Source organism: Mycobacterium adipatum, assembly GCF_001644575.1.
Taxonomy (GTDB): Bacteria; Actinomycetota; Actinomycetes; order Mycobacteriales; family Mycobacteriaceae; genus Mycobacterium; species Mycobacterium adipatum.
This window is the reverse complement of sequence record NZ_CP015596.1, coordinates 3,959,816-3,983,182: the sequence shown is the minus strand read 5'-3', so window position 1 is coordinate 3,983,182 and position 23,367 is coordinate 3,959,816. Positions and strand designations below refer to the sequence as shown.

The 23,367-nt window shown below is 69.1% G+C and carries 26 protein-coding genes; 15 read left to right on the top strand and 11 right to left on the bottom strand.

The window, feature by feature from the left end:
* The first annotated feature begins 10 nt into the window (after positions 1 to 10).
* Positions 11 to 835: a phage shock envelope stress response protein PspM gene (gene pspM / locus A7U43_RS18910; RefSeq protein WP_067998362.1), complete on the top strand. Its 825-nt coding sequence runs from the start codon at positions 11 to 13 to the stop codon at positions 833 to 835.
* Here pspM and A7U43_RS18905 read toward each other — a convergent pair.
* Positions 832 to 1,242 carry a DUF5313 domain-containing protein gene (locus A7U43_RS18905; RefSeq protein ID WP_067998360.1) on the bottom strand — a complete coding sequence of 137 codons (411 nt, stop codon included), beginning with the start codon at positions 1,240 to 1,242 and terminating at the stop codon, positions 832 to 834. The two genes, pspM and A7U43_RS18905, sit on opposite strands and share 4 nt — an antisense overlap.
* Positions 1,239 to 1,682, bottom strand: a complete 444-nt coding sequence (locus A7U43_RS18900; protein WP_067998359.1) for a limonene-1,2-epoxide hydrolase family protein — start codon at positions 1,680 to 1,682, stop codon at positions 1,239 to 1,241. Before A7U43_RS18900 ends, A7U43_RS18905 begins: the two co-directional genes overlap by 4 nt.
* Positions 1,683 to 1,742: 60 nt before the next feature.
* Here A7U43_RS18900 and A7U43_RS18895 point away from each other — a divergent pair, with 60 nt between their 5' ends.
* Positions 1,743 to 2,915 (top strand): glycosyltransferase, encoded by a 1,173-nt coding sequence (locus A7U43_RS18895; protein WP_067998356.1) that lies wholly within the window; start codon positions 1,743 to 1,745, stop codon positions 2,913 to 2,915.
* Positions 2,916 to 2,924: 9 nt separating this feature from the next.
* Positions 2,925 to 3,119 carry a DUF3046 domain-containing protein gene (locus A7U43_RS18890; protein ID WP_067998354.1) on the top strand — a complete coding sequence of 65 codons (195 nt, stop codon included), beginning with the start codon at positions 2,925 to 2,927 and terminating at the stop codon, positions 3,117 to 3,119.
* A 4-nt stretch (positions 3,120 to 3,123) separates the two neighbouring features.
* On the opposite strand, the gene A7U43_RS18885 is transcribed toward A7U43_RS18890, so the two are convergent.
* Positions 3,124 to 4,008: an alpha/beta hydrolase gene (locus A7U43_RS18885; RefSeq protein ID WP_156525960.1), complete on the bottom strand. Its 885-nt coding sequence runs from the start codon at positions 4,006 to 4,008 to the stop codon at positions 3,124 to 3,126.
* 171 nt (positions 4,009 to 4,179) lie between these two features.
* On the opposite strand from A7U43_RS18885, the gene recA reads away from it, so the two are divergent.
* Both recA and recX read left to right on the top strand, forming a co-directional pair.
* The gene (recA, locus tag A7U43_RS18880) at positions 4,180 to 5,226 is read left to right on the top strand and encodes a recombinase RecA (protein ID WP_067998352.1); all 1,047 of its coding nucleotides are present in this window, start codon (positions 4,180 to 4,182) and stop codon (positions 5,224 to 5,226) included.
* On the top strand, positions 5,195 to 5,722 hold the full coding sequence (gene recX / locus A7U43_RS18875; protein ID WP_067998350.1) for a recombination regulator RecX: 528 nt from the start codon (positions 5,195 to 5,197) through the stop codon (positions 5,720 to 5,722). Before recA ends, recX begins: the two co-directional genes overlap by 32 nt.
* A gap of 16 nt (positions 5,723 to 5,738) precedes the next feature.
* Here the strand turns inward: recX and A7U43_RS18870 are convergent, their stop codons facing one another.
* Positions 5,739 to 6,497: a 3-oxoacyl-ACP reductase family protein gene (locus A7U43_RS18870; RefSeq protein WP_067998348.1), complete on the bottom strand. Its 759-nt coding sequence runs from the start codon at positions 6,495 to 6,497 to the stop codon at positions 5,739 to 5,741.
* A 119-nt stretch (positions 6,498 to 6,616) separates the two neighbouring features.
* Between A7U43_RS18870 and A7U43_RS18865 the strand changes: the two genes are divergently transcribed.
* Entirely contained in the window at positions 6,617 to 7,168 is a 552-nt protein-coding gene (locus tag A7U43_RS18865) for a TetR/AcrR family transcriptional regulator (protein WP_067998346.1), read from the top strand.
* Here A7U43_RS18865 and A7U43_RS18860 read toward each other — a convergent pair.
* Complete coding sequence (locus tag A7U43_RS18860; RefSeq protein ID WP_067998344.1) at positions 7,165 to 7,605, bottom strand: MarR family winged helix-turn-helix transcriptional regulator; 441 nt, start codon at positions 7,603 to 7,605, stop codon at positions 7,165 to 7,167. The genes A7U43_RS18865 and A7U43_RS18860 overlap by 4 nt on opposite strands.
* A 66-nt stretch (positions 7,606 to 7,671) precedes the next feature.
* On the opposite strand from A7U43_RS18860, the gene A7U43_RS18855 reads away from it, so the two are divergent.
* Positions 7,672 to 8,901, top strand: a complete 1,230-nt coding sequence (locus tag A7U43_RS18855) for a multidrug effflux MFS transporter (RefSeq protein ID WP_067998342.1) — start codon at positions 7,672 to 7,674, stop codon at positions 8,899 to 8,901.
* Here A7U43_RS18855 and A7U43_RS18850 read toward each other — a convergent pair.
* The 4 genes from A7U43_RS18850 to A7U43_RS18835 are packed head-to-tail and all read right to left on the bottom strand — an operon-like array spanning position 8,880 to position 12,038.
* The gene (locus A7U43_RS18850; RefSeq protein WP_067998339.1) at positions 8,880 to 9,749 is read right to left on the bottom strand and encodes an amino acid ABC transporter permease; all 870 of its coding nucleotides are present in this window, start codon (positions 9,747 to 9,749) and stop codon (positions 8,880 to 8,882) included. The genes A7U43_RS18855 and A7U43_RS18850 overlap by 22 nt on opposite strands.
* 28 nt (positions 9,750 to 9,777) lie before the next feature.
* The gene (locus A7U43_RS18845; RefSeq protein WP_067998337.1) at positions 9,778 to 10,458 is read right to left on the bottom strand and encodes an amino acid ABC transporter permease; all 681 of its coding nucleotides are present in this window, start codon (positions 10,456 to 10,458) and stop codon (positions 9,778 to 9,780) included.
* Positions 10,459 to 10,470: 12 nt separating this feature from the next.
* Entirely contained in the window at positions 10,471 to 11,283 is an 813-nt protein-coding gene (locus A7U43_RS18840; RefSeq protein ID WP_067998335.1) for a glutamate ABC transporter substrate-binding protein, read from the bottom strand.
* Positions 11,284 to 11,309: 26 nt separating this feature from the next.
* Positions 11,310 to 12,038, bottom strand: a complete 729-nt coding sequence (locus A7U43_RS18835; RefSeq protein WP_068003150.1) for an amino acid ABC transporter ATP-binding protein — start codon at positions 12,036 to 12,038, stop codon at positions 11,310 to 11,312.
* A gap of 186 nt (positions 12,039 to 12,224) precedes the next feature.
* On the opposite strand from A7U43_RS18835, the gene miaB reads away from it, so the two are divergent.
* Positions 12,225 to 13,646 (top strand): tRNA (N6-isopentenyl adenosine(37)-C2)-methylthiotransferase MiaB, encoded by a 1,422-nt coding sequence (miaB, locus tag A7U43_RS18830; RefSeq protein WP_231963701.1) that lies wholly within the window; start codon positions 12,225 to 12,227, stop codon positions 13,644 to 13,646.
* On the top strand, positions 13,634 to 14,242 hold the full coding sequence (locus A7U43_RS18825; protein WP_067998333.1) for an Rv2732c family membrane protein: 609 nt from the start codon (positions 13,634 to 13,636) through the stop codon (positions 14,240 to 14,242). Before miaB ends, A7U43_RS18825 begins: the two co-directional genes overlap by 13 nt.
* Here the strand turns inward: A7U43_RS18825 and A7U43_RS18820 are convergent.
* Complete coding sequence (locus A7U43_RS18820; protein ID WP_067998332.1) at positions 14,226 to 15,599, bottom strand: DUF349 domain-containing protein; 1,374 nt, start codon at positions 15,597 to 15,599, stop codon at positions 14,226 to 14,228. The two genes, A7U43_RS18825 and A7U43_RS18820, sit on opposite strands and share 17 nt — an antisense overlap.
* Positions 15,600 to 15,760: 161 nt before the next feature.
* Between A7U43_RS18820 and A7U43_RS18815 the strand changes: the two genes are divergently transcribed.
* Genes A7U43_RS18815 through hflX form a run of 5 tightly spaced genes read left to right on the top strand, consistent with a single transcriptional unit; the run spans position 15,761 to position 20,592 of the window.
* Positions 15,761 to 16,648, top strand: a complete 888-nt coding sequence (locus A7U43_RS18815; protein ID WP_067998330.1) for a DMT family transporter — start codon at positions 15,761 to 15,763, stop codon at positions 16,646 to 16,648.
* A 4-nt stretch (positions 16,649 to 16,652) separates the two neighbouring features.
* Positions 16,653 to 17,333 (top strand): class III extradiol ring-cleavage dioxygenase family protein, encoded by a 681-nt coding sequence (locus A7U43_RS18810; RefSeq protein ID WP_067998328.1) that lies wholly within the window; start codon positions 16,653 to 16,655, stop codon positions 17,331 to 17,333.
* 38 nt (positions 17,334 to 17,371) lie between these two features.
* Positions 17,372 to 18,271, top strand: a complete 900-nt coding sequence (gene miaA / locus A7U43_RS18805; protein ID WP_068003144.1) for a tRNA (adenosine(37)-N6)-dimethylallyltransferase MiaA — start codon at positions 17,372 to 17,374, stop codon at positions 18,269 to 18,271.
* On the top strand, positions 18,268 to 19,146 hold the full coding sequence (dapF, locus tag A7U43_RS18800) for a diaminopimelate epimerase (RefSeq protein ID WP_067998326.1): 879 nt from the start codon (positions 18,268 to 18,270) through the stop codon (positions 19,144 to 19,146). Before miaA ends, dapF begins: the two co-directional genes overlap by 4 nt.
* A gap of 33 nt (positions 19,147 to 19,179) precedes the next feature.
* Entirely contained in the window at positions 19,180 to 20,592 is a 1,413-nt protein-coding gene (gene hflX, locus A7U43_RS18795; protein ID WP_067998324.1) for a GTPase HflX, read from the top strand.
* A 68-nt stretch (positions 20,593 to 20,660) separates the two neighbouring features.
* On the opposite strand, the gene A7U43_RS18790 is transcribed toward hflX, so the two are convergent.
* Entirely contained in the window at positions 20,661 to 22,022 is a 1,362-nt protein-coding gene (locus tag A7U43_RS18790) for a PE-PPE domain-containing protein (protein WP_067998322.1), read from the bottom strand.
* Between the two features lie 138 nt (positions 22,023 to 22,160).
* Between A7U43_RS18790 and A7U43_RS18785 the strand changes: the two genes are divergently transcribed.
* Positions 22,161 to 23,366, top strand: coding sequence for a thiolase family protein (locus A7U43_RS18785; RefSeq protein WP_067998320.1), 1,206 nt, complete (start codon positions 22,161 to 22,163; stop codon positions 23,364 to 23,366).
* Position 23,367 lies beyond the last annotated feature (1 nt).

Here is a 23,367-nt window from a genome sequence, read left to right as displayed (position 1 = left end):
CCGGGTCATCATGGCGACGGGTTCGGGAACCGGACGGCAGCGCGGGTGGCGCGCATTGGCCGCGCGCGGCCTCCAGAGCGGCATCGACACCGCCGCCCAGTACTCCGGTGCGCTGGCCCAAAAACTCGCCGCTCTGGCCGACCCGCGGGCCAAGCTGCTGCGCAAGCGGCGCTGGGCGTTGCGGTTGGCGCTGTTCTTCGGCGCCAGCAGCCTGTTCTGGATCCTGGCCACCGCGGTGCTCGCGTCCTGGAGTACGCCGGTCTGGGCACTGATCGTCACCGGTGTGATCGCCGCGGGCGCGGCCTTCCCGGCGACGCTGTTGTTCCTGCGGTATCGGTGGTTGCGCGCCGAGCCGTTGCCGCCCGGGCCGACCGCCCGCCCGATGCCGCCGCTGGGCTCGGCGGCGCGCCGGCCGATGGCCGCGCTGGCATCCTCGGAGCGGGGGCTGTTCTCCTTACTGGGTGTGCTGGAGCGGGGCAGGCTGCTGCCTGCCGAGGACCTGCGTGAGATCGCGGATACGGCCGGCCAGACAGCGGCCACCATGGCCGCGACCGCCACCGAGGTGGTCGCGATGGAGCGGGCGGCCGCCGCCTCCCCGCAGTCACGTGCGCACCTTGCGCCGACCATCCAGGCGTTCAGCATGCAACTACACCAGGGCGCCCGCCAGTACGACGAAATGGTCACCGCTGCAGCGCAATTGGTGTCCTCGGTGAACGCGGGAACGAGCAATCCGCCGGTCGGAAGTCGCTATCGCGACGAGCTGGTGCACGCGACGGATCGGCTGCAGGGTTGGGCGCACGCCTACAGCGAGCTGGGAGCGTTGCGCGGCGCCTAGATATCGTGGGTGCCCAGCTCCGCCGAGTCGGGGCGGGGCCCGAACCGATCGATGTAGGACTGATGCTTGGCGGCATCGCGCTCGCGGGCCAGCGCGTCGACCAGCGACGGGTTCAGCCCGTGCACCCGCAGCATGTGCCGGCGCCATATCTTGTTCAGTGCGTGCGAGAAGTAGACGAACGGGATCAGGATCGGCACCGTCATGCTCAGGTGCACATACAGCGTCGTCGGGATCAGCCAGAACGGTGCCAGCACCAGCACGGCCGGGATCAGTACCCGCAGCATGAGCCGCCGGGTGGCGCCCGGCCCGGCCAGGTCGTTACGGACCCAGTCCAGCATCGAATCGGGCAGCCGCTTGCCCAGGCAGTAGCCGACCAGCTGGAAGAAGCTGGGTTTGGTCCTGCTCACAGCGTCGGGCGCAGCGCCGGGATGACCGCGCCGGCCAGTCCCCGGATCATCGCCTTGGCGAAATCGAACTGATCGAAGTAGTCCCGCCACAGCGTGATCCGGCCGTCGTGCACCTCGAAGACCCCGCATACCCAGAACTGCAGGCGGACCGGACCGAACGCGAGCACGTCGGTGCGCTCGTTGAGCACGACGGCGCCGTCGCCGGCGGTGCGGTGGATCGCCACATCGAAGGCGAAACTGGGCCGGTCGAGCGCCTTGAACACCTTGAGGGTGCGCTGCCTGCCACGGATGGTCGGGAACCCGACGTTCTGATAGACGATGTTCTCGTCGATCAGCTCGCCGGCGGTGTCCAAATCGGGACCCCGCAGCGAGAACAGGAACTTCTCCACCGTCGCGATGTTGTCGGCCTCGGTGCTGGTGGGCGATACCTGATCGGTCATACCCCACAGGGTAGAGCCTGCGGGCTGTGGCAGGGTGGGCCGCGTGCGGGTCGTCAACTCATGAGAATCGCCGTGGTCGCCGGACCCGACCCCGGGCACGCGTTCCCGGCGATCGCACTGTGTCTGCAATTCCAGGCGGCGGGGGACACCGCGACGCTGCTGACCGGCAGGCAGTGGCTCGATACCGCGCGCGCGGCCGGTGTGGCGGCGGTGGAGCTGGCGGGTCTGGACCTCGACGTCGGCGATGACGACGGCGACGCCGGTGCGAAGATCCACCGGCGGGCCGCCCGGATGGCCGTGCTGAACGCGCCCGTCATCCGTGCGCTGGCCGTCGATCTCGTGTGTTCCGACGTGATCACCGCCTGCGGTGGGATGGCGGCCGAACTGCTCGGCGTGCCGTGGGTCGAGGTCGCTCCGCACCCGCTGTACCTGCCGTCGAAGGGGCTGCCCCCGTTGGGCAGCGGGCTGGCCCCGGGGGTCGGTCTGCGCGGCCGGGCCCGTGACGCGGTGATGCGGGCGCTGACCGCGCGTTCCATCCGGGTCGGGGAACGCGACCGGGCGGCGGCCCGCCTGTCCATCGGATTGCCGGGGCCGGATCCGGGCCCGCTGCGGCGGCTGATCGCGACACTGCCCGCTCTGGAGGTGCCCCGCCCGGATTGGCCGGCCGAGGCCGTGGTCGTCGGTCCGTTGCACTTCGAGCCCACCGACGCGGTGCTGACTCCGCCACCCGGATCGGGTCCGCTGGTGGTTGTGGCGCCGTCGACGGCCACCACCGGTGCCGCCGGCCTGGCGGAGGTGGCGCTGACCGCGCTGACGCCCGGGCGCGGACTGCCCGCCGGGTTGCGGGTGGCGGTGTCACGGCTCGGCGGCGCCGACGTGCAGGTGCCGGACTGGGTGGTGGTCGGGCTCGGGCGTCAGGACGAGCTGCTGGCCCGCGCCGACGTGCTGGTGTGCGGGGGCGGCCACGGGATCGTGGCGAAATCGCTGCGCCACGGTGTGCCGTTGGTCACGGTGCCCGGCGGGGGCGATCAGTGGGAAATCGCCAATCGTGTTGTGCGGCAAGGGAGTGGACGTCTGATCCGGCCGCTCACAGCCGAGGCGCTGACGGCCGCGGTGGCCGGCGTGCTGGCCGATCCGCGCTATCGCGACGCCGCCGCGGTGGCCGGCGCCGGCGTGGATCGGGTGGCCGATCCGGTACGGGTGTGCCATGACGCGCTGGCGGCGACTCGGTAGGTTGTCGGCGTGCGCATCACCGAGTTCAACGAACGGGTCACCGGGCTGTTCGGTGCCGCCTATGGGGGCTCGGTGCTCGTCGATCACGTGCTGAGTGCGCTCGGCGGGCGCACCGCCGCGCAGGCCATCGAGGCCGGTATCGAACCGCGGACGGTGTGGCGGGCGCTGTGCGCGGACTTCGACGTCCCGCGCGACCAGTGGTGAGCGGTCAGGGGCGGGCGAGCGCGCGGTCGAGGAACTCGCGCTGATCGGCCCTGGTCTGCGGGTCGAGGTAGATGGCGAAATGGCCGTACGGGTAGTGCCGTAGTTCGCCGAGCGGGGCCCGCTGGGCGGCGGCCACCGTCGAGCCGGGGGGAGCGGTGGTGTCCTCGTCGCACACGCAGACCAGCAGCGGCATCGACAGTCGTGCGGTCTTACGGCCCGGTCGGTAGAACGGGAACTTCAGCATCAGGCGTGCGGCGAACTCGTTGCGCCAGCGCGACTCGGGCCCCACGATGGCCCTGAACCCGGGTTCGGCGTCGGGTGCGGTCATCGCGGCCAGCGATCCGGGTGGGCCGACGGCGGGCACCAGCAGCGGCGGCCGTCCGCGCCACGCTCGCAGCTGATCGCGCAGCGCCGCTACGGTGAGGCGGGCCGAGTTGCGCACCGGGACCTCGGCCAGCGTGGGCAGGGCATCGGTGAACGGCGCCTGGGAGACGACCGCCGCGATGGACGGGTCCTCGGCCGCGACGGCGAGCACATGCCCGCCGCTGAACGACGATCCCCACAGCGCGATGCGGGTGGGGTCCACACCGTCGAGTGTGCGGGCCCATTGCACGACGGCGCGGTAATCGGCGTGTTGGGCGGCGATATCGATGACCTGGCGCGGTTCGCCGGTGGACGCGCCGAACCCCCGGTAGTCGAACAGGGCGACGGTGTGGCCGGCGGCGCAGAATTCGTCCGCGTAGGCGGGCAGCCCGTCGTCGCGGGTCCCGGAGAAACCGTGGGCCATGACGATGCACGCGGTGTCGCGGTCCGGCGAATCGGGGCGGTACAGGTACACCGCGAGGTCCTCACCTGCATGGGGCACTCGGAGATCTGTGCGTTGAGCCACGGGCCGAACCATACCGGCCTGCGGCGCGCGGCGTGTCCGCTTGCCTTCGAACACCTGTTCGCTAATCTGGTGATCGTTCGACCGGAAATCACTTGTCGGTGGCTCGTCCTAACCTGACAGCCAACCGACCGGAACCCCGGTCAACCGCACGACTACCGGAGAGGTACTCCCATGGCGCCACAGGCTCCTGATCGCGACAAGGCACTCGAACTGGCGATGGCCCAGATCGAGAAGAACTACGGCAAGGGTTCGGTGATGCGCCTCGGTGATGAGGTGCGCCAGCCCATCTCGGTCATCCCGACCGGATCGATCGCGCTCGATGTCGCGCTCGGTATCGGCGGGTTGCCGCGCGGCCGCGTCGTGGAAATCTACGGCCCGGAATCCTCGGGTAAGACCACCGTCGCCCTGCACGCGGTGGCCAATGCCCAGGCCGCCGGCGGTATCGCGGCGTTCATCGACGCCGAGCACGCCCTGGACCCGGACTATGCCAAGAAGCTCGGCGTGGACACCGACGCACTGCTGGTCAGCCAGCCCGACACCGGTGAGCAGGCCCTGGAGATCGCCGACATGCTGGTGCGCTCGGGCGCCATCGACCTCATCGTCATCGACTCGGTGGCCGCCCTGGTGCCGCGCGCCGAGATCGAGGGCGAAATGGGCGACAGCCACGTCGGCCTGCAGGCCCGCTTGATGAGCCAGGCGCTGCGCAAGATGACCGGCGCGCTGAACAACTCGGGCACCACCGCGATCTTCATCAACCAGCTGCGCGAGAAGATCGGCGTGATGTTCGGGTCGCCCGAGACCACCACGGGCGGTAAGGCGTTGAAGTTCTACGCCTCCGTGCGTCTGGACGTCCGGCGTATCGAGACCCTCAAGGACGGCACCGATGCCGTGGGTAACCGCACCCGCGTCAAGGTCGTCAAGAACAAGGTGTCCCCGCCGTTCAAGCAGGCCGAGTTCGACATCCTGTACGGCCAGGGCATCAGCCGGGAGGGCTCGCTCATCGACATGGGTGTCGAGCACGGTTTCATCCGCAAGTCCGGCTCGTGGTTCACCTACGAGGGTGAGCAGCTCGGCCAGGGCAAGGAGAACGCCCGCAAGTTCCTGCTGGAGAACCCCGATGTGGGCAACGAGGTCGAGAAGAAGATCAAGGAAAAGCTCGGCATCGGTGCCGTGCTGACGGCCGACGATGACGTTCTGCCCGCCCCCGTCGACTTCTGAGAAGCCGGCTGAGCCCAAACGGGAGGAGCAGGCGCGCGACGTCTGTCTACGCCTGCTCACCGTTCGGGCCCGCACCCGCTCCGAGCTGGAAGCCCAGCTGACCAAACGCGGCTATCCCGACGATGTCAGTGCCCGGGTGCTCGACCGGCTGGTCGAGGTCGGGCTGCTCGACGACGTCGCCTTCGCCGAGGAATGGGTGCGCAGCAGGCGGGCCAACTCCGGAAAAGGGAAGCGTGCGTTGGCCACCGAGCTGCGCACCAAGGGGGTCGATCCCGACGTCATCGCCGAGACGCTCGATGGCGTGGATGCCGGGGAGTGGCGTGTGCAGGCCGAGGAGTTGGTGGCGGCCAAACTGCGCCGGGACAAACTCGACGACGAGGTGAAGGTGACCCGACGGCTGGTGGGCATGCTCGCCCGCCGCGGCTACAGCCAGGGGATGGCCTTCGACGTGGTACGCACCCAACTCGCCCAGGAGCGAGAGCGGCGCACCGTCTAGGCCATCCCGCGCGCCATCAGATCAGGAAGCCGCCGTCGACGTTCAGCGCGATACCGGTGATGTAGCCGGATTCGGGTGAGGCCAGGAACGCCACGGCGCCGGCCACGTCACTGGTCTGACCGTAGTGGCCGACGGCCAGCAGTGGCGTCATCTGGTCGGCCAGCGGTCCCTCGGCGGGGTTCATGTCGGTGGCGATCGGTCCGGGCTGGATATTGTTGACGGTGATACCCCGTGGGCCGAGCTCGCGGGCCAGGCCCTTGGTGAAGCCCGCGACGGCGGCCTTGGACAGCGCGTACACCGAGAAGGCCGGTACGGGAACGCGTTCGGCGTTCACGCTGCCGATATTGATGATGCGGCCGCCCGCGCCCAGGTGAGGAACCGCGGCCTTGGTGGTGGCGAACACGCCGCGCACGTTGATGTTCACGATCCGGTCGAACTCTTCGAGGTCGAAGTCCTCGATGAGCGCGCCGGATGCGACACCGGCGTTGTTGACCAGGATGTCCAGCCCGCCGAGTTCGGCCACGGCGGTGTCGACGGCAGCGGCGACGGCCTGCGCATCGGCGGCGTCGGCCTGGATGGCCACCACTTTGGCGCCGGCGGCGGTGAGTGTGGCGGCCAGTTCCTCGGCCGGCTCGGGAGACGAGTTGTAGGTGAACGCCACCGCGGCGCCGTCGGCGGCCAATCGGCGCACGATCTCCGCGCCGATACCGCGGGACGCCCCGGTGACCAGGGCCCGGCGGCCGGCAAGTGCGAGGGTGTGGGTGGTATCGGTCACGACGTCCTCCGGAGGCTGGGATGGTTCTTTCGAACCGATCGGTTACATACCGTGTACAGGTCAAGTGCCACGGCGGGAAGATCATTCCAGACTGTGGTCCGCATCACACAGGAGCGAGGATGGCGATCGGCAGGCCTCGGAGTTTCGAACCGCAGCAGGTTCTCGACATCGCCACGAGGCTGTTCTGGGAGCACGGCTACGACGGCGTCTCCATCGCCGACATCACCGAGGCCGCCGGGATCAACCGGCGCAGCCTCTACGACACGTTCGGTTCCAAGGAAGAGCTGTTCCGGCAGGCCGTCGAGCAGTACGTGGGCGGCCACGGCGGGTACGCCACCGTCGCGCTGGGGCTGCCCACCGCATGGGAGGTCGCCCACGCGATGGTGCACGGCGCCGCCGATGCCACCTCGACGCCGGGGCGCCCGACGGGATGTCTGCTGGTGCAGGGTAGCTCCGACCTGGCCGACGTACGCGACGCCGGCGTGGCGGCGCTGGCCCGGCGGTTCACCGCCGCGCAGGTGTCGGGGGAGATCCCCGGCCAGGACCCGGTGGCGCTGGCGCGCTGGATCACCGCCGTCTGTCAGGGCATTGCCGTGCAGGCCAGAAGTGGCGCCACCCGCGAAGAGTTACACGCCATCGCCGACCGCGCCCTGCGGGCCTGGCCCGGTTAGTGCAGGCCACGCTCGAGCGTGCCGAGAAGATCCAGTGCCGAAGCGATGTCGTGATCGCCGGCGCCCTCGAGTGCATCGCGCAGCAGCCCGGACCAGATGGCTCTGATGTGGGCCAGATTCTCGGCGGCCAGCGCGGTCGATTGCAGCAGCGATTGGCGGTGGTCGGCGGGATCCGGGGAGCGGAGCACCAGATGTTTGGCCTCCAGGTCGCGCAGCGCCCTGCTCAGATTGCTGCGTTGCAGGCCGGTGTCGGCGGCGACCGCGCTGGGGCTGACGCCCGGGTGGTGGTCGATGTAGCGCAGCACGGTCACCTCGGTGCTCGACAGGTCGAGCACCGACGGGTCCGCGGCGGTGCGCAGCTTGATGGCGCGGGACAACGCCATGACGACATCGGCCAGATCGGCGAGCTGCTCGGTGTGACGCGATCGCGCTTGCATGGGGTGAGCTTACCTGATAGTTATAGATATATAACTATCGTTTGATAACTACTTGGAGAATCTCGCATGGCGACCCCCGTCGACACCCCGGCCCGCACCGAGAGCGCCCCGCGCATCACCGCCAGCCTGCTCGTCACCCTGGCACTGTTGTCCGCGGTGGCCCCCTTCGCCACCGACCTCTACCTGCCCGCCTTCCCCGAGATGGTCGACGATCTGCACACCTCGCCGACCACCGTGCAGCTGACCCTGACCACCTTCCTGATCGGTCTGGCCTTGGGGCAGTTGATCTTCGGGCCGCTGTCCGACCGCTACGGGCGCGTGCGGCCATTGCTGATCGGTGCCGTCGTCTGCGTGGGCGCAAGCGTGGTGGCCACCCTCGCGCCGAGCATCGAGGTGCTCATCGCGGCCCGCCTGGCTCAGGGGTTGACCGGCGCGGCCGGCATGGTGATCGGCCGCGCGATCATCTCCGACCTGGCCACCGGCCGTGCCGCTGCCCGGGCCTTCAGCCTGATGATGATCGTCGGCGGCGTCGCCCCGATCGTTGCTCCGCTGGCCGGCGGCTTCCTGGTCGGTCCGTTGGGCTGGCGCGGCGCGCTGGCGGTCATCCTGGCGCTGGTCGTGCTCATGCTCATCACGGCGCTCATCGTCATCCGCGAGACACACACCGAGGAGCGCCGCACCGCGCTGCGGGCCGAAAAGGGCACCGCCGGCTCGCCATTGCGTCAATTGCTCGGGCGCCGCTATATCGGCAACGTCGTCGCCTTCGGCTTCGCCTTCGCGGTGTTGATGGCATACATCTCGGCCTCACCGTTCGTCTACCAGACGATGATGGGCCTGAGTGCGGCTCAATACGGCGCGGTGTTCGGGGTCAATGCCTTCGGCCTGTTGCTGGTGAGTGCGCTGAGCGCCCGGCTGTCGGCCCGCACCGAACCCCATGTGCTGGCCGCCGCCGGACTGGCCATCGTCACCGCTGCCAGCGTCGTGGTGCTGGCGCTGGCCTACACCGACCTCCCGGCGGGCTGGCTGGCGCTGCCGCTGTTCGCCGCCGACGTCGGCATGGGTCTGATCTTCGGCACCGCCACCGCGCTGGCACTGTCGGCAGCACCGCGGGCGGCAGGCAGTGCCTCGGCGGTGCTGGGCGCCACCCAGTTCCTGTTGGCCGCCGCCGTCTCACCGCTGGTGAGTGTGGCCGGTGAGCACACCGCGGGCCCGCTGGTCATCGTGATGGTGTGCTGCTCGGTGATCGCTTGCGCCGGTCTGGCGCTGGCCCGCAATCACACTCCCGGGCCGTCCTGAACGACCGGCAGGGCTGTCAGCGGTGCGGGCCCCTTCTTGGACCGGCGCAGCCGGGCCTCCAGCCGGGTGGCCAAGGATGACAGGGCGAAGTTCAGCCCGATCATCAGCGCCGCGATGACGATCAGCGCCGGGATGTAGTTCCCGTACGAGGAACCGATGCTCTGACCCTGGCGCACCATCTCCACAAACGTGATCTGGTAGCCGATCGCGGTGTCCTTGAGCACCACCACCATCTGCGATACCAGCACCGGCAACATCGAGGTGATCGCCTGCGGGAGCTGGATGGAGCCCATGGTCTGACTCCACGTCATGCCCAGCGCGGACGCGGCCTCGGCCTGCCCGCGTGGCAGGGAATGCACGCCGCTGCGCACGATCTCGGCGATGACCGCCGAGTTGTACAACGTCAGTCCGGTGATCACACCGGCCAGCGCCAGGTACTCGGAGGGGAAGACGTTGTACTGCGCGAACAACGCGTAGGAGAACAGCATCATGATCAGCACCGGCACGGCGCGGAAGAACTCCACGAACGTCGCGCACGCCCAGCTCACCGCCGGGATCGGGGACAACCGGCCCACGCCGAGCAGGCAGCCCAGCACCAATGCCGCCACGATGGAGACCGCCGCCGCGGTGAGCGTCCCCTCGATCCCGGGCAGCACATAGGTCGTCCACAGATTGGCGGTGAGAAACGGCTCCCACTTCGCGGCCGTGAACTGGTCGGCGGCCGCGAACTTCCAGATCACCCAGCCGAGGACCAGCGCGAAGACCACAACCGTCAGGCCGGCCAGGATCCGGTGCCGCACCCGGGCACGGGGTCCGGGCGCATCGAAGAGAACCGTGGCCCCGCTCATGATTGTCCGTTCTTCGCGCGAGCGCTCATCACCGCAACACCGCCAGTCGTTTGCCCAGCCAGCCGAACAGCAACCCGGTCGGCAGTGTCAGGATGACGAAACCGATCGCGAAGATGCCGCCGACGAGCAGCAGTGCCGAGGTGTTCTCCACCATCTCCTTCATCAACAGGGCGGCTTCGGCGACGCCGATCGCCGAGGCGATGGTGGTGTTCTTGGTCAGGGCGATCAGCACCGAACCCAGCGGGATGATCACCGCGCGAAATGCCTGTGGCAACATGATGATCCGCAGATTCTGCGAGAAGGTCAGGCCCAGCGAGCGGGCGGCCTCGGCCTGACCCAGCGGCACCGTGTTGATGCCGGACCGGATGGCCTCGCAGACGAAAGCGGCGGTGTAGACCGTCAATCCGAGCACGGCGAGCCGAAAGTTGCTGTCCACGATCGACGTCGGTGAGTCCGGGTCGGTGAGCGTGATGTGCAGCGTGTTGGCCAGCCCCAGCGAGCAGAACACCAGGATCAGGGTCAGCGGGGTGTTGCGCACCACGTTGACATACGTGGTGCCCAACCCCCGCATCACCGGTATGGGTGAGAGGCGCATCGCCGCCAGGACGGTCCCCAGCACCAGCGCGCCGACGCCGGCCAGCACGGTCAGCTGGATGGTCACCCAGAACGCGGCGTAGATCCGGTCCTGGTACTCGGTGAAGATCTCCACGTGCGAATCTGGCTACTTGTCGACGGTCGGCGGCTCGGGTGCGGTGATCCCGGCCGGTCCGAGGTTCTTGTCGAACGCTTCCTTCCAGGCGCCGTCGGTCTCCATCTTGGTGATGGCGTCATTGATCTTGGTGCGCAGCTCGGTGTCGTCCTTCTTCAGGCCGATGCCGTAGCGCTCCTCGGAGAACGGCTCGCCGACGATCTTGAAGGTCCCCGGGGACTGGGCGGCGTAGCCGGCCAGGATGACCTCGTCGGTGGTCACCGCGTCGATCGCGCCGGTCTTGAGCGCCTCCACGCACGCCGAGTACGTGTCGTACTGCTGCAGCTGCACACCCGGGTACTTGTCCTTGATGCGCTGGGCCGGCGTGGACCCGGTCACCGAGCACAGCTTCTTGTTGTTCTCCAGCGACTCGGCGCCGGTGATATCGGTGTTGTCGGCGCGCACCAGCAGGCTCTGCCCGGTGATCAGGTACGGGCCGGCAAAGTCGACCTTCTCCTTGCGGGCGTCGGTGATCGAGTAGGTCGCGACGATGAAGTCCACCTGTCCGTTCTGGATCAGTGTCTCGCGCTGTCCGGACGGGGACTCCTTCCATTCGATGTCCTCGGGCTTGTAACCGAGCTGCTCGGCGACATAGGTGGCGACGTCGACGTCGAAACCGCTCATGGTGCCGTCCGGGTTCTTCAATCCGAGGCCGGGCTGGTCGAACTTGGTGCCGATGACGACCTTGGACTCGTCGCCACCGCCTCCGCCACAGGCGGAGAGGGTCAGCGGCAGCGCCGCGGCCAGAACGGCGGCGGCGGCCACCCGGAAGCGCAGAGACGGCATGTCATGGTCCTTTCGGTGGGGGACGATCAGTGATTGAGAATCTTGCCGAGAAAGTCCTTGGCGCGATCGGACTTCGGGTTGCTGAAAAACTCCTCGGGTTCGGCGTCCTCGACGATCGCGCCGTCGGACATGAACACCACCCGGTGCGAGGCGCGGCGCGCGAAACCCATCTCGTGGGTGACCACGACCATGGTCATGCCCTCGGACGCCAGCGAGGTCATCACGGCCAGCACCTCGTTGATCATCTCCGGATCCAGGGCGCTGGTCGGCTCGTCGAAGAGCATCACCTTGGGACTCATCGCCAGCGAGCGGGCGATCGCGACCCGCTGCTGCTGCCCGCCCGAGAGCTGAGCCGGGTACTTGTCGGCCTGATTGGAGATACCGACCCGGTCCAGCAAGGCCATGGCCTCGGCGCGGGCCTTGTCCTTGGCCAGCTTGCGCACCTTGACCGGGGCGAGCATCACGTTCTCGACAATTGTCTTGTGCGCGAACAGGTTGAACGACTGGAACACCATGCCGACATCGGAGCGCAGCTGGGCGAGTTTACGGCCCTCCTCGGGCAGCACCTCACCGTCGATCGAGATGGTGCCGGAATCGATCGGCTCCAGGCGGTTGATGGTGCGGCACAACGTTGATTTGCCCGAACCCGACGGGCCCAGCACCACCACGACCTGACCGCGCGGAACATCGAGGTTGATGTTCTGGAGCACGTGCAGATCACCGAAGTGCTTGTTGACAGCCTGTAGCGAGATCATCGGGACCGAGGCCGCGGTGGTCATGGGCAATGACCCTACCCACGGAACGCACCAGATGGGGCGTATCTACCTCCCCGTAACATGAACGTCGTGACTTCGACAGTGGCCGACGGTGCGTTGGGGGCCGAGTGGGGGACCCCTGGCCAGCAGCAACGCACCTACCAGGTGCGCACCTATGGCTGCCAGATGAACGTGCACGACTCCGAGCGGCTCGCCGGTCTGCTGGAGGCCGCCGGCTACCGGCGTGCCGCCGAGGACGCCGACGCCGATATCGTGGTGTTCAACACCTGCGCCGTCCGGGAGAACGCCGACAACAAGCTGTACGGCAACCTCAGCCATCTCGCGCCGCGCAAGAACGCCGACCCGAACATGCAGATCGCCGTCGGGGGGTGCCTGGCCCAGAAGGACCGCGACGCGGTGCTGAAGAAGGCGCCCTGGGTCGACGTCGTCTTCGGCACCCACAACATCGGCTCGCTGCCGGTACTGCTGGAACGTGCCCGCCACCAGCGGGTCGCACAGGTCGAGATCGCCGAGTCGCTGCAGGAGTTCCCGTCCGCGCTGCCTGCCGCTCGTGAATCGGCCTATGCCGCTTGGGTTTCCATATCCGTCGGCTGTAACAACACCTGCACGTTCTGCATCGTGCCCGCGCTGCGCGGCAAAGAGGTGGACCGCCGCCCCGGCGATGTGCTGGCCGAGGTGGCGACGCTGGTGGACCAGGGCGTGCTCGAAGTCACGTTGCTGGGCCAGAACGTCAACGCGTACGGGGTATCGTTCGGCAACCGCGGCGCCTTCGCCGAGCTGCTGCGCGCCTGCGGCGACATCGACGGGCTGGAGCGCGTCCGGTTCACCTCACCGCACCCCGCCGAGTTCACCGACGACGTCATCGAGGCGATGGCCGCCACGGCGAACGTCTGCCCGACCCTGCACATGCCGCTGCAGTCGGGTTCGGACCGCGTGCTCAAGGCGATGCGACGGTCGTATCGCGCCGAGCGCTTCCTGGGCATCATCGAGCGGGTCCGCGCCGCCATCCCGCACGCCGCGATCACCACCGACATCATCGTCGGCTTCCCGGGGGAGACCGAGGAGGATTTCCAGGCCACCCTCGATGTGGTGGCCCAGGCCCGCTTCGCGAGCGCGTTCACCTTCCAGTACTCGAAACGGCCCGGCACCCCGGCCGCCGCGCTGGCCGACCAATTGCCCAAAGAAGTTGTCGGCGAACGCTATCAGCGACTCATCGAGCTGCAAGAGCAGATTTCGCTGCAGGAGAACCAGGCCCAGGTCGGACGCGAGGTCGAAGTCCTGGTGGCCGCCGGGGAGGGTCGTAAGGACGCCGCCACGGCGCGGATGTCCGGGCGCGCCCGCGATGGCCGGTTGGTGCACTTCGCCTCCGGGGGCGCCGAGATCCGTCCCGGCGACATCGTCACCACGACCGTGACCCGCGCCGCCCCGCATTTTTTGGTCGCCGACGCGGCGGTATCCGGGCATCGGCGAACCCGCGCCGGCGACGCGCATGCGGCGGGGCGACGCCCGGTGACGGGCGTGGGCCTGGGCATGCCCGCCATCGGGGCTCCGCCCGTGGCACCAGTCAGCGAAGGATGTGGGTTGTGAGCCGGCAGGATCCGATGGACTTCGACGCGTTCAAGGGCGATATCGAGGCGGCCGAACGGCGCGTCGCCGCCGAGATCGACCCCGGGGCGCGTGCCCTGGTGGTGGCGATTCTGGTGTTCGCGGTGCTGGTGTCGCTGCTGCTGCCGCACACCGGGTCCTCGCGCGGTATCGACGTGCTGATCGCCAACGACACCGCGGCCGCGGACGGGCTGTCACTGCCCTCGCGGGCGTTCGTCTGGCTGTCGCTGGTCTTCAGTATCGGGTTCTCGGTCCTCGCGCTGCTGACCCGGCGCTGGACGCTGGCCTGGATCGCGCTGGCCGGCACCGCGGTGGCCTGCCCGGTCGGCATGCTCGCGGTCTGGTCGCGCCAGACCGCCGGCCAGGGCTTGCCGGGCCCCGGAATCGGGCTCATCATCGGCTGGCTGGCGGTGCTGCTGCTGGCCTTCCACTGGGCGCGGGTGGTGTGGTCACGCACCGCGCTGCAGCTGGCCGCCGAGGAAGAGCGTCGCCGGGCTGTCGCCCAGCGGCAGCACAAGACCCTGCTCGAGGACCTCGGCCCTGACGCGGGCCCGACCAGTCCTAACGCTTCTTGGTGACCGCTTCGGCGGCGGTCTCCGCCCATTCCCGCCACTGCGCGGCGCTGGCCCGGGCCGCCTCGGCGTCCCTGGTCTTACCGGCGGCCTCGGCCTTCTGCGCCTGGCGCTCGAACTGTTCGGCGCGTTCGCGGAACTGGTCGGCGCGCGCCTGCGCCTCGGCGTCGGTGTGATCGGCGGTCCCGGCCTCGCGAACCTTCTTCTCCACGGCGCGCAGTCGGCGCTCCAGGTCGGCCGACTTCTCCCGCGGCACCTTGCCGATCGCGTCCCACTTGTCGCCGATCGCCCGCAGCGCGGCCTGAGCGGCCTTGGGGTCGGCGATGTCGATGCGCTCGGCCTCGGCCAGCAGCTTCTCCTTGGCCAGGGCGTTGGCGCCGAACTCGGCGTCACGCTCGGCGTTGATGGCGTTTCGGGCCTCGAAGAAGGTGTCCTGGGCGGCCTTGAAGCGCGCCCACAACGCGTCATCGACGTCCTTGGCGGCCCGGCCGGCCGCCTTCCACTGGGCGAGCAGGTCGCGGAAGGTCGCCGCGGTGCCGGCCCAGTCCGTCGAGTCGCTGAGCTTCTCGGCCTTCTCGCACAGTGCTTCCTTGGCCTGGCGCGCGCCCACACGTTCACGGTCCAGCTCGGCGAAATGGGAGCCGCGGCGCCGGTTGAAGGTCTCCCGTGCCGCCGAATATCGCTTCCACAGCGCGTCATCGGTCTTGCGGTCCAGCCCGGTGATGGTGCGCCACTCATCGAGGATCGCGCGCAGCCGATCACCGGCGGCCTTCCACTGCCCGGAGGTGTTGGCGATCTCCTCGGCCTCGGCGGCCAGCGCTTCCTTGCGGGCGGCCTGGGCGGCGCGCTGCGCGTCGCGGCGCGTGCGTTCCTCGGCGGCGGCCCCGTCGGCATGCTCGAGGATGGACTTGAGTCGCTGTTCGACGGCGTCGAGATCACCGAGGACCGAGGCGGTCGGCAAGGATTCCAGCAGCGCCGAGGCCGCGGATTTGATCTTGCGCGCGTCGCCGCTACCGGAGGCCAGCCGGGCCTCCAGCAACACGACCTCGGTGTGCAGATCGTCATAGCGGCGACCGAAGTGTGCGAACGCGGCGTCGGGTTCGCCGGCCTGCCAGGAGCCGATGACGCGTTCCCCGGCGGCGGTGATCAGCACGACGGTGCCGTCGGCGTCGACGCGGCCGAAACGGTGCGGATCCGCCGCGGGCGGTGGCACCGCGACCGGTGGGGTGACCGCGGCGGCGGCCGGGCGGGGATGTGGTGTCGGCCGGGGGCCCGGCCGGGGTGCGGGTTTGGGAGTGGGCTTGGGAGCCGCAGGTGCCGATTCCCCGGTGGTCTCGCCCGAACCTGAGTCGTTGGTCGTCATATTCATTCCCTCGCACTCCGCGTGGTCTCACCACGCACCTGCCGCGCGACGCGGCGCCCGATTGCTTCCGTCGCTATTCAAGCAGGTCGGCCCGAACTGCGGTTGCGATCGGTGGGTGTTTACCGGCACCCTCAGTGCCCTGACCGGTTGGGAGGCCCCCGTTGGACAAGGCGGATATCGCCGCACTGCTGGCACTCGGTGCTGCGTTGTTCATCGCGATCGGCGATGTCATCCATCAGCGTTCGGCGCACGAGGTCACCGATGAGCAGGTCAGCCACGTGCAGTTGTTCCTGCAGTTGCTCAAGGACCGCATGTGGTGGGTCGGCAGCCTCGTCTCGGCGGTGGGTTTCGGGCTGCAGGCCGCGGCGTTGGGCCTGGGTTCGGTGCTGCTGGTGCAGGCCCTGCTGGTCACCTCACTGCTGTTCGCGCTGCCGCTCAACGCCCGGGCCAACCACCATCGGGTGAGTCGATTCGAATGGACCTGGGCGGTGCTGCTGGCGGCCTCGGTGGCGATGATCGTCACGGTCGGCAACCCGACGGCGGGACACTCGCGGGCCGATCCCGCGACCTGGCTGGCGGTCGGCGCGGTGCTCGGGCCGCTGCTGGTGCTGTGCATCGTCGGCGCGCAGATCTGGTCCGGTCGCACCATCAGCGCGATGCTGCTGGCCTGCGTGTCCGGTGCCCTGTGGGGCGTGTTCGCGATCCTCACCAAGGGGGTGGTGGACCGTCTGGGCGACGGTGTGTGGGAGTTGCTGCGGACCCCGGAGCTCTACGCGTGGGCGGTGGTCGCGGTCGCCGGGACCGGATATCAGCAGGCCGCCTTCCGGGCCGGTTCCATGACGGCCTCGCTGCCGACCATGACGGTGACCGAACCGGTCGTCGCCTCGGTGCTGGGTGTCGTCGTGCTCGGGGAAACCCTGCGTCCCGGTGAGGCCGGCTGGATCACGCTGATCGGCGCGGTGGCGGTGATGATGGTCGCGACCGCGGCACTGGCCCGCGGTGAGGCGGGCTGGGCGGATCGGGCCGACGCCGGGGAGGCGATAGCGTGAAGGAGTGTTGGCGGCCATTGCTCTGATCCCCTCGGCGCCGATCGTGGTGCCCGAACTGGCCGGTGCGGCAGCCGATGAGGTGGCCGATCTGCGGGCCGCGGTGCTGACCGCGGCCGCCGTGCTGCCGCCGCGGTGGATCACCATCGGGGTGGGGCCCACCGATGCGGTGATCCCGCCGTCGGCGGCGGGCACCTTCGCCGGGTACGGCGCCGAGATCCCGGTGCGGTTGTCGGCGCAGGCCGACGGCCCGGTGACCGCGCTGCCGCTGCCCGCGCTGATCGCCGGCTGGGTGCGCGCCCGGGTGAACACCGACGCCGTCGCCGAGGTGCGGGTCTACGCCGATATCGGTGCGGCCGCTGCCGACCGGGGTGCGGCGCTGCGGGCCGAGCTCGACGAGACACCCGACCCGGTAGGGGTGCTGGTGATCGCCGACGGCGCCAATACGCTCACCGAGTCCGCTCCGGGCGGCTTCGACCCGGATTCGGTGTCCGTGCAGGCGGCCCTGGATGACGCGCTGGCCGCCGGGGATGCCGACGCGCTGTCGCGGTGCGCCGAGGGCGCCGTGGGCCAGGCTGCCTACCAGGTGCTCGCCGGACTCGTCGGCGCGCGGCCGGTCCGGGCCACCGAGTTGTACCGCGGGGCCCCGTTCGGGGTCGGCTACTTCGCGGGCACCTGGCTCCGGTGAGTGGCACCCTGAACCCCCGTCGCTCCGCTCGCCCCCACATCCGGCCCGTCGCCGTGATCGGCCCGACCGGGACCGGGAAATCCGCGCTCGCGCTGTCGCTGGCCGAACGGGTCGGCGGGGAGATCGTGAACGCCGACGCGATGCAGTTCTACCGCGGTATGGACATCGGTACCGCCAAACTGCCTGCCGCGCAGCGCCGTGGCATCGTGCACCACCAACTCGACGTCCTCGACGTCACGCAGAACGCGTCGGTGGCGCGCTATCAGGAGAGCGCAGCGGCCGATATCGAGGCGATCATGGCACGCGGGGCGGTGCCGGTGGTCGTCGGCGGGTCCATGCTCTACATCCAGTCGCTGCTGGACCAGTGGTCGTTCCCGGCGACCGATCCGGCGGTGCGGGCCCGCTGGGAGGCCCGCCTCGCTGAGGTCGGGGTCGCCGCCTTGCACGTCGAACTGGCGCGCGTCGATCCGGCGGCCGGGGCGGCCATCCTGGACACCGACGGACGGCGCATCGTGCGTGCGCTGGAGGTCGTCGAGCTGACCGGCAGACCGTTCGCGGCGTCGGCACCCCGGATCGGCACCCCGCGCTGGGGTACCACCATCATCGGATTGGATTGGGAGACAGCCATTCTGGACGAGCGACTGCAGCATCGCACCGACACGATGTTCGCCGAGGGTCTGGTCGAAGAGGTGATCGGTCTCATCGAAGCTGGTCTGCGCACCGGCGTGACCGCGTCGCGAGCCCTGGGCTACGCGCAGGTGCTGGCCGACCTGGACGCCGGGGGCGACGGATCCGCGGCCCGCGAGCCCACCTTCGTAGGCACCCGCCGCTATGTCCGCCGGCAACGCTCCTGGTTTCGCCGTGACCACCGGGTGAACTGGCTCGACGGTTCGGCGCCGGACCTGGTCGATGCCGCCCTGCGTATCCTGGACACGTGAGATTCGCCAAAGGTCACGGCACGCAGAACGACTTCGTCGTGCTGCCGGACCTCGACGCCGCGCTCGCACTGACCCCCGGCGTGGTGACCGCGCTGTGTGACCGTCGCCGCGGTCTGGGCGCCGACGGAGTGCTGCGGGTGACGACGGCCGGTGCGGCGGCGGCCGCCGGCGTGTTCGCGCGGCTGCCCGAGGGGGTGGCGGCGCAGGACTGGTACATGGACTACCGCAACGCCGACGGGTCGATCGCGCAGATGTGCGGCAACGGGGTGCGGGTGTTCGCGCACTACCTGCGGGCTTCCGGACTGGAGAGCCGCGACGAGTTCGTGGTCGGCTCGCTGGCCGGTGCGCGGCCGGTCGTGGTGCACGGCTTCGACGCCGAGGAACCCACCGAGGCCGAGGTCACCGTCGACATGGGCAAGGCCAATCGGCTGGGCACCGGGTCGGCCGTGGTGGGCGGGCGGACCTTCACCGGGCTGGCCGTCGATGTCGGTAATCCGCACCTGGCCTGTGTGAGCGACCTCAGCGTGGCCGGGCTGGCCGCGCTCGATGTCGGCGCGCCGGTGTCCTTCGACACCGAACAGTTCCCCGACGGGGTGAACGTCGAGATCGTGGCGGTGCGCTCGCACGATGCGGTCGACATGCGCGTGCACGAGCGCGGTGTCGGCGAAACCCGTTCCTGCGGAACGGGAACCGTCGCCGCAGCGGTTGCCGCGTTGGCCCGGGCGGGGGAGGAGACCGGAACCCTCGCGGTCCGTATCCCCGGCGGCGAGGTCACCGTCACCATCGCCGAGGCGACCAGCTACCTGCGGGGACCGTCGGTGCTCGTCGCGCATGGCGAGCTGGCCGAGCAGTGGTGGCGTAATTCAGGTGCGTGATTGCAGGCAGGCGTGCCACCATCGAAAGAACATATGACTGAATCTGAACTCACGCGCAACCCCGTTCCGAGCACCGGCGAACTGGCGCTGGAGGATCGCGCGGCGCTGCGTCGTGTCGCGGGGCTCTCGACCGAACTCACCGACATCTCCGAGGTCGAATACCGCCAGCTGCGTCTGGAACGGGTCGTGCTCGTCGGGGTGTGGACCGAGGGCACCGCGGCCGATGTGGACGCGAGCATGGCCGAGTTGGCCGCGCTGGCCGAGACGGCGGGCTCCGAGGTCCTCGAAGGCCTGGTGCAGCGCCGCGACAAACCGGACGCCTCGACCTATATCGGCTCCGGTAAGGCCATCGAGTTGCGCGATATCGTCACCGCCACCGGCGCGGACACCGTGATCTGCGATGGTGAGCTGAGCCCCGCCCAGTTGAACTCGCTGGAGAAGGTGGTCAAGGTCAAGGTCATCGACCGGACGGCGCTGATCCTGGACATCTTCGCCCAGCACGCGACGTCCGCCGAGGGCAAGGCGCAGGTGTCGCTGGCCCAGATGGAGTACATGCTGCCGCGCTTGCGCGGTTGGGGTGAATCCATGTCCCGGCAGGGTGGCGGCGCGGGCGGCAGCAGCGGCGGCGTCGGAACCCGCGGTCCCGGTGAGACCAAGATCGAGACCGACCGCCGTCGCATCCGTGAGCGGATGACCAAGCTGCGCCGCGAGATCAAGGACATGAAGAAGATCCGCGACACCCAGCGCGGTAAGCGCCGGGCCGCCGACCTGCCCGCGGTCGCGATCGTCGGTTATACCAACGCCGGAAAGTCCAGTCTGCTCAACGCATTGACCGGTGCGGGTGTGCTGGTGGAGAACGCGCTGTTCGCCACGCTGGAGCCGACCACCCGCCGGGGTGAGCTCGACGACGGCCGGCCGTTCGTGCTGACCGACACCGTGGGCTTCGTGCGGCACTTGCCCACCCAGTTGGTCGAGGCGTTCCGTTCCACCCTTGAGGAGGTCGTCGACGCCGATCTGCTGGTGCACGTCGTCGACGGCTCCGATGCCACCCCGCTGGCGCAGATCAACGCGGTCCGCGAGGTGGTGCGCGACGTGTACGCCGATCACGACGGGTCGCCCGCGCCGGAACTGTTGGTGGTCAACAAGATCGACGCCGCCGACGAGCTCGCCCTGGCCCAGCTGCGCCGGGCGCTACCGGACGCGGTGTTCGTCTCCGCGCACACCGGCGAGGGGCTGGATCGGCTGCGGGCCCGCCTGGTGGAGCTGGTCGAGCCCACCGACGCGTTCGTCGACGTGACCGTGCCGTATGACCGTGGCGACCTGGTGGCCCGGGTGCACACCGAGGGCCGGATCGACACCACCGAACACACCGACACGGGCACCAAGATCACCGCGCGGGTCCCGGTGCCGCTGGCCGCCAGCCTGCGCGAGTTCAGCAACTGGTAGTCACGCGAGCAGGCGCACCGTTCCCGAATCCCCCGTCATTCCAGGGCCGGTGCGCCTGCTCGCGCGGGTCATGCGGCCTGGCGCACCGACCGGGTGGACGACCTGGCGGCCTTCGGTGAGGTGCGGGCCTCGGTGAGCCGCGCCCGTTCCGCGGGCTCGTCGATCTCTGCGGTGTCCTCTTCGGTGTCCTCGGTCAGTGCGGTGTCGACCGGTTCGGAGGGCGCTTCGGTGTCCTCGGCGGGTGCCACGGTGTCGGCGACCTCGACCGCGGTGGCCGCCTGCACCGGTGCCTGCTGTGGTTCGGGGGCCTGCTGAACGGCCGTACCGCCGCCGAACGTGTCATGGATGCCTTCGCCGATCGCCTCGACCACGTCGCGAGCCAGCACGAGCGGATTGACGCGCGGTATCAGCCGGAAGGGTGCGGGCACACCGTAACTCAGCGACCGGTCGTATCCGGTCTCGATCAGAACCTCGAGCAGCGGGGTGAGCAGCGTGACGATCGGCTTGATCAGGAAACCGGTTCCGGTGAATCCGGCGAACTCCAGGAACGGGCGCACGATCGGCAGGGTCTTGGTCGGGATGGTGATGTAGCGGGTGTCGCCGTGCTCGTCCCAGTTGTCCTCGTTGGCGAGTTGTTCGGCAAGTTCGGCGGGCGTGTACCCGTCCGGCAGCTCGCCCACGTCACTGTTCTCATTCGGTGCCAGATAGGTGCCGTGGATGTACCAGAAGCCGGCGATCGCATTGAGGACGGCCAATGCGTTGATCGGGTAGAGCGGGAAGTCCGCGACACCGTCGTACCGGAACGCGATATCGGTGGCGCAGATGTGGTCGCAGGTGTCGGTCGGAGCGGGCAGCCCGAAGGTGGCGTCGAGAATCGGCACATGTCCCAGGAACGCGAGCCGTTCGAACAGACCGCCGTTGGGCCGGTTGGTGTTGCCGATCATCACGAACGACAGGTAGGTCTGGTCCTTGGGCAGCCCGGCCAGGTTGCGCTTCTCCCGGCTGACGATGTTGCCGCCCTGGGAGTAGCCGAACATGACGACCGGGGTGTTCGGCGGGTCCTGCGCCAGGGTGTCCACCAGGGTCGCGTTCAGGGTGGCCAGGCCGTCGCCGGTGGACACATCCCATTTGGCGCCTTTGAGCCCGCCCCACCCGGGCAGCGGGATCGGCCAGAACTGCGCGGGGTAGTCGATGCCCTGCAGCGCGCAGTCGTTGTCCGCGGTGCACGCGGGGTTGAACGGTGCGATGTAGTAGTCGCGGGCGTTCTCCAGGTAGCCGGTGACGATATTGGCGTTCGGCGTGCCGGTGCCCGGCACGATGAGCGCCGTCGCCGCCAGCGCGACGGCCATCGTCAGCGTCGAGGCGACCGTGATGAGAACCGCTGCCAGCAAGGTCAGCACGGTCGTGATGAACCGTCGTGTACTGCGCATCTGTCACCCCCGGGTAAGAGCCAATCGGATCGTCGCACCCTGGGCGGCCGGGCGTTGACGGAACCGAAAATCCACCCCGAATTGAAAGTAGAATCTCATTCTAATATTGTCATGTGACCGATCCGAGGGGAGCACCACATGGGCCTGCGAGGCGACGCCGCGATCGTCGGCTTCCACGAACTGCCCGCCACGCGCAAGCCGACCGGCGCGCCCGAGTTCATCCTCGAGCAGTGGGCACGGCTGGCCGCGGCGGCGGTCGCCGACGCCGGATTGACGGTCGACCAGGTGGACGGGCTGGTGACCTGCGGGGTGATGGAGTCCCAGCTGTTCGTCTCGTCCACCGTTGCCGAGTATCTCGGGCTGGCGGTCAATTACGCAGAACTCGTCGATCTCGGCGGCGCGTCCGGCGCGGCGATGGTGTGGCGCGCCGCGGCGGCCATCGAATTGGGGATCTGCCAGGCAGTGCTGTGCGCGATCCCGGCCAACTACCTCACCCCGATGTCGCCCGAGCGTCCCTACGATCCGGGTGATGCCCTGTATTACGGCGCGTCCAGCTACCGTTACGGCTCACCGCAGGCCGAGTTCGAGATTCCCTACGGTTATCTCGGGCAGAACGGGCCCTACGCGCAGGTCGCTCAGATGTACGCCGCCGCTTATGGTTACGACGAGTCGGCGATGGCCAAGATCGTGGTCGACCAACGGGTCAATGCCAACCACACCCCGGGCGCGGTGTTCAGGGACAAGCCGTTGAGCATCGCCGACGTGTTGGACAGCCCGATCATCGCCTCGCCGCTGCACATGCTGGAGATCGTGATGCCGTGTATGGGCGGGTCGGCCGTGCTGGTCACCAACGCCGAGCTGGCCCGCAAGAGCCGCCACCGGCCGGTGTGGATCAAGGGATTCGGCGAACGGGTGCCCTACAAGTCGCCGGTGTACGCCGCGGATCCGTTGCAGACCCCGATGGTGACGGTCGCCGAGTCCGCGTTCGGGATGGCCGGTGCCACGCCGGCCGATATGGACATGGTGTCGATCTATGACTGCTACACCATCACCGCGCTGCTGACCCTGGAGGACGCCGGGTTCTGTGAAAAGGGCAAGGGCATGCAGTTCGTCACCGACCACGACCTGACGTTCCGTGGCGATTTCCCGATGAACACCGCGGGCGGCCAGCTCGGCTACGGCCAGCCCGGTAACGCCGGGGGTATGCACCATGTCTGCGATGCGACCCGCCAGCTCATGGGGCGCGCCGAGGCGACCCAGATCGCCGACTGTCACCGGGCTTTCGTGTCCGGCAACGGTGGCGTGCTCAGCGAGCAAGAAGCACTCGTGCTGGAGGGGGACTAGA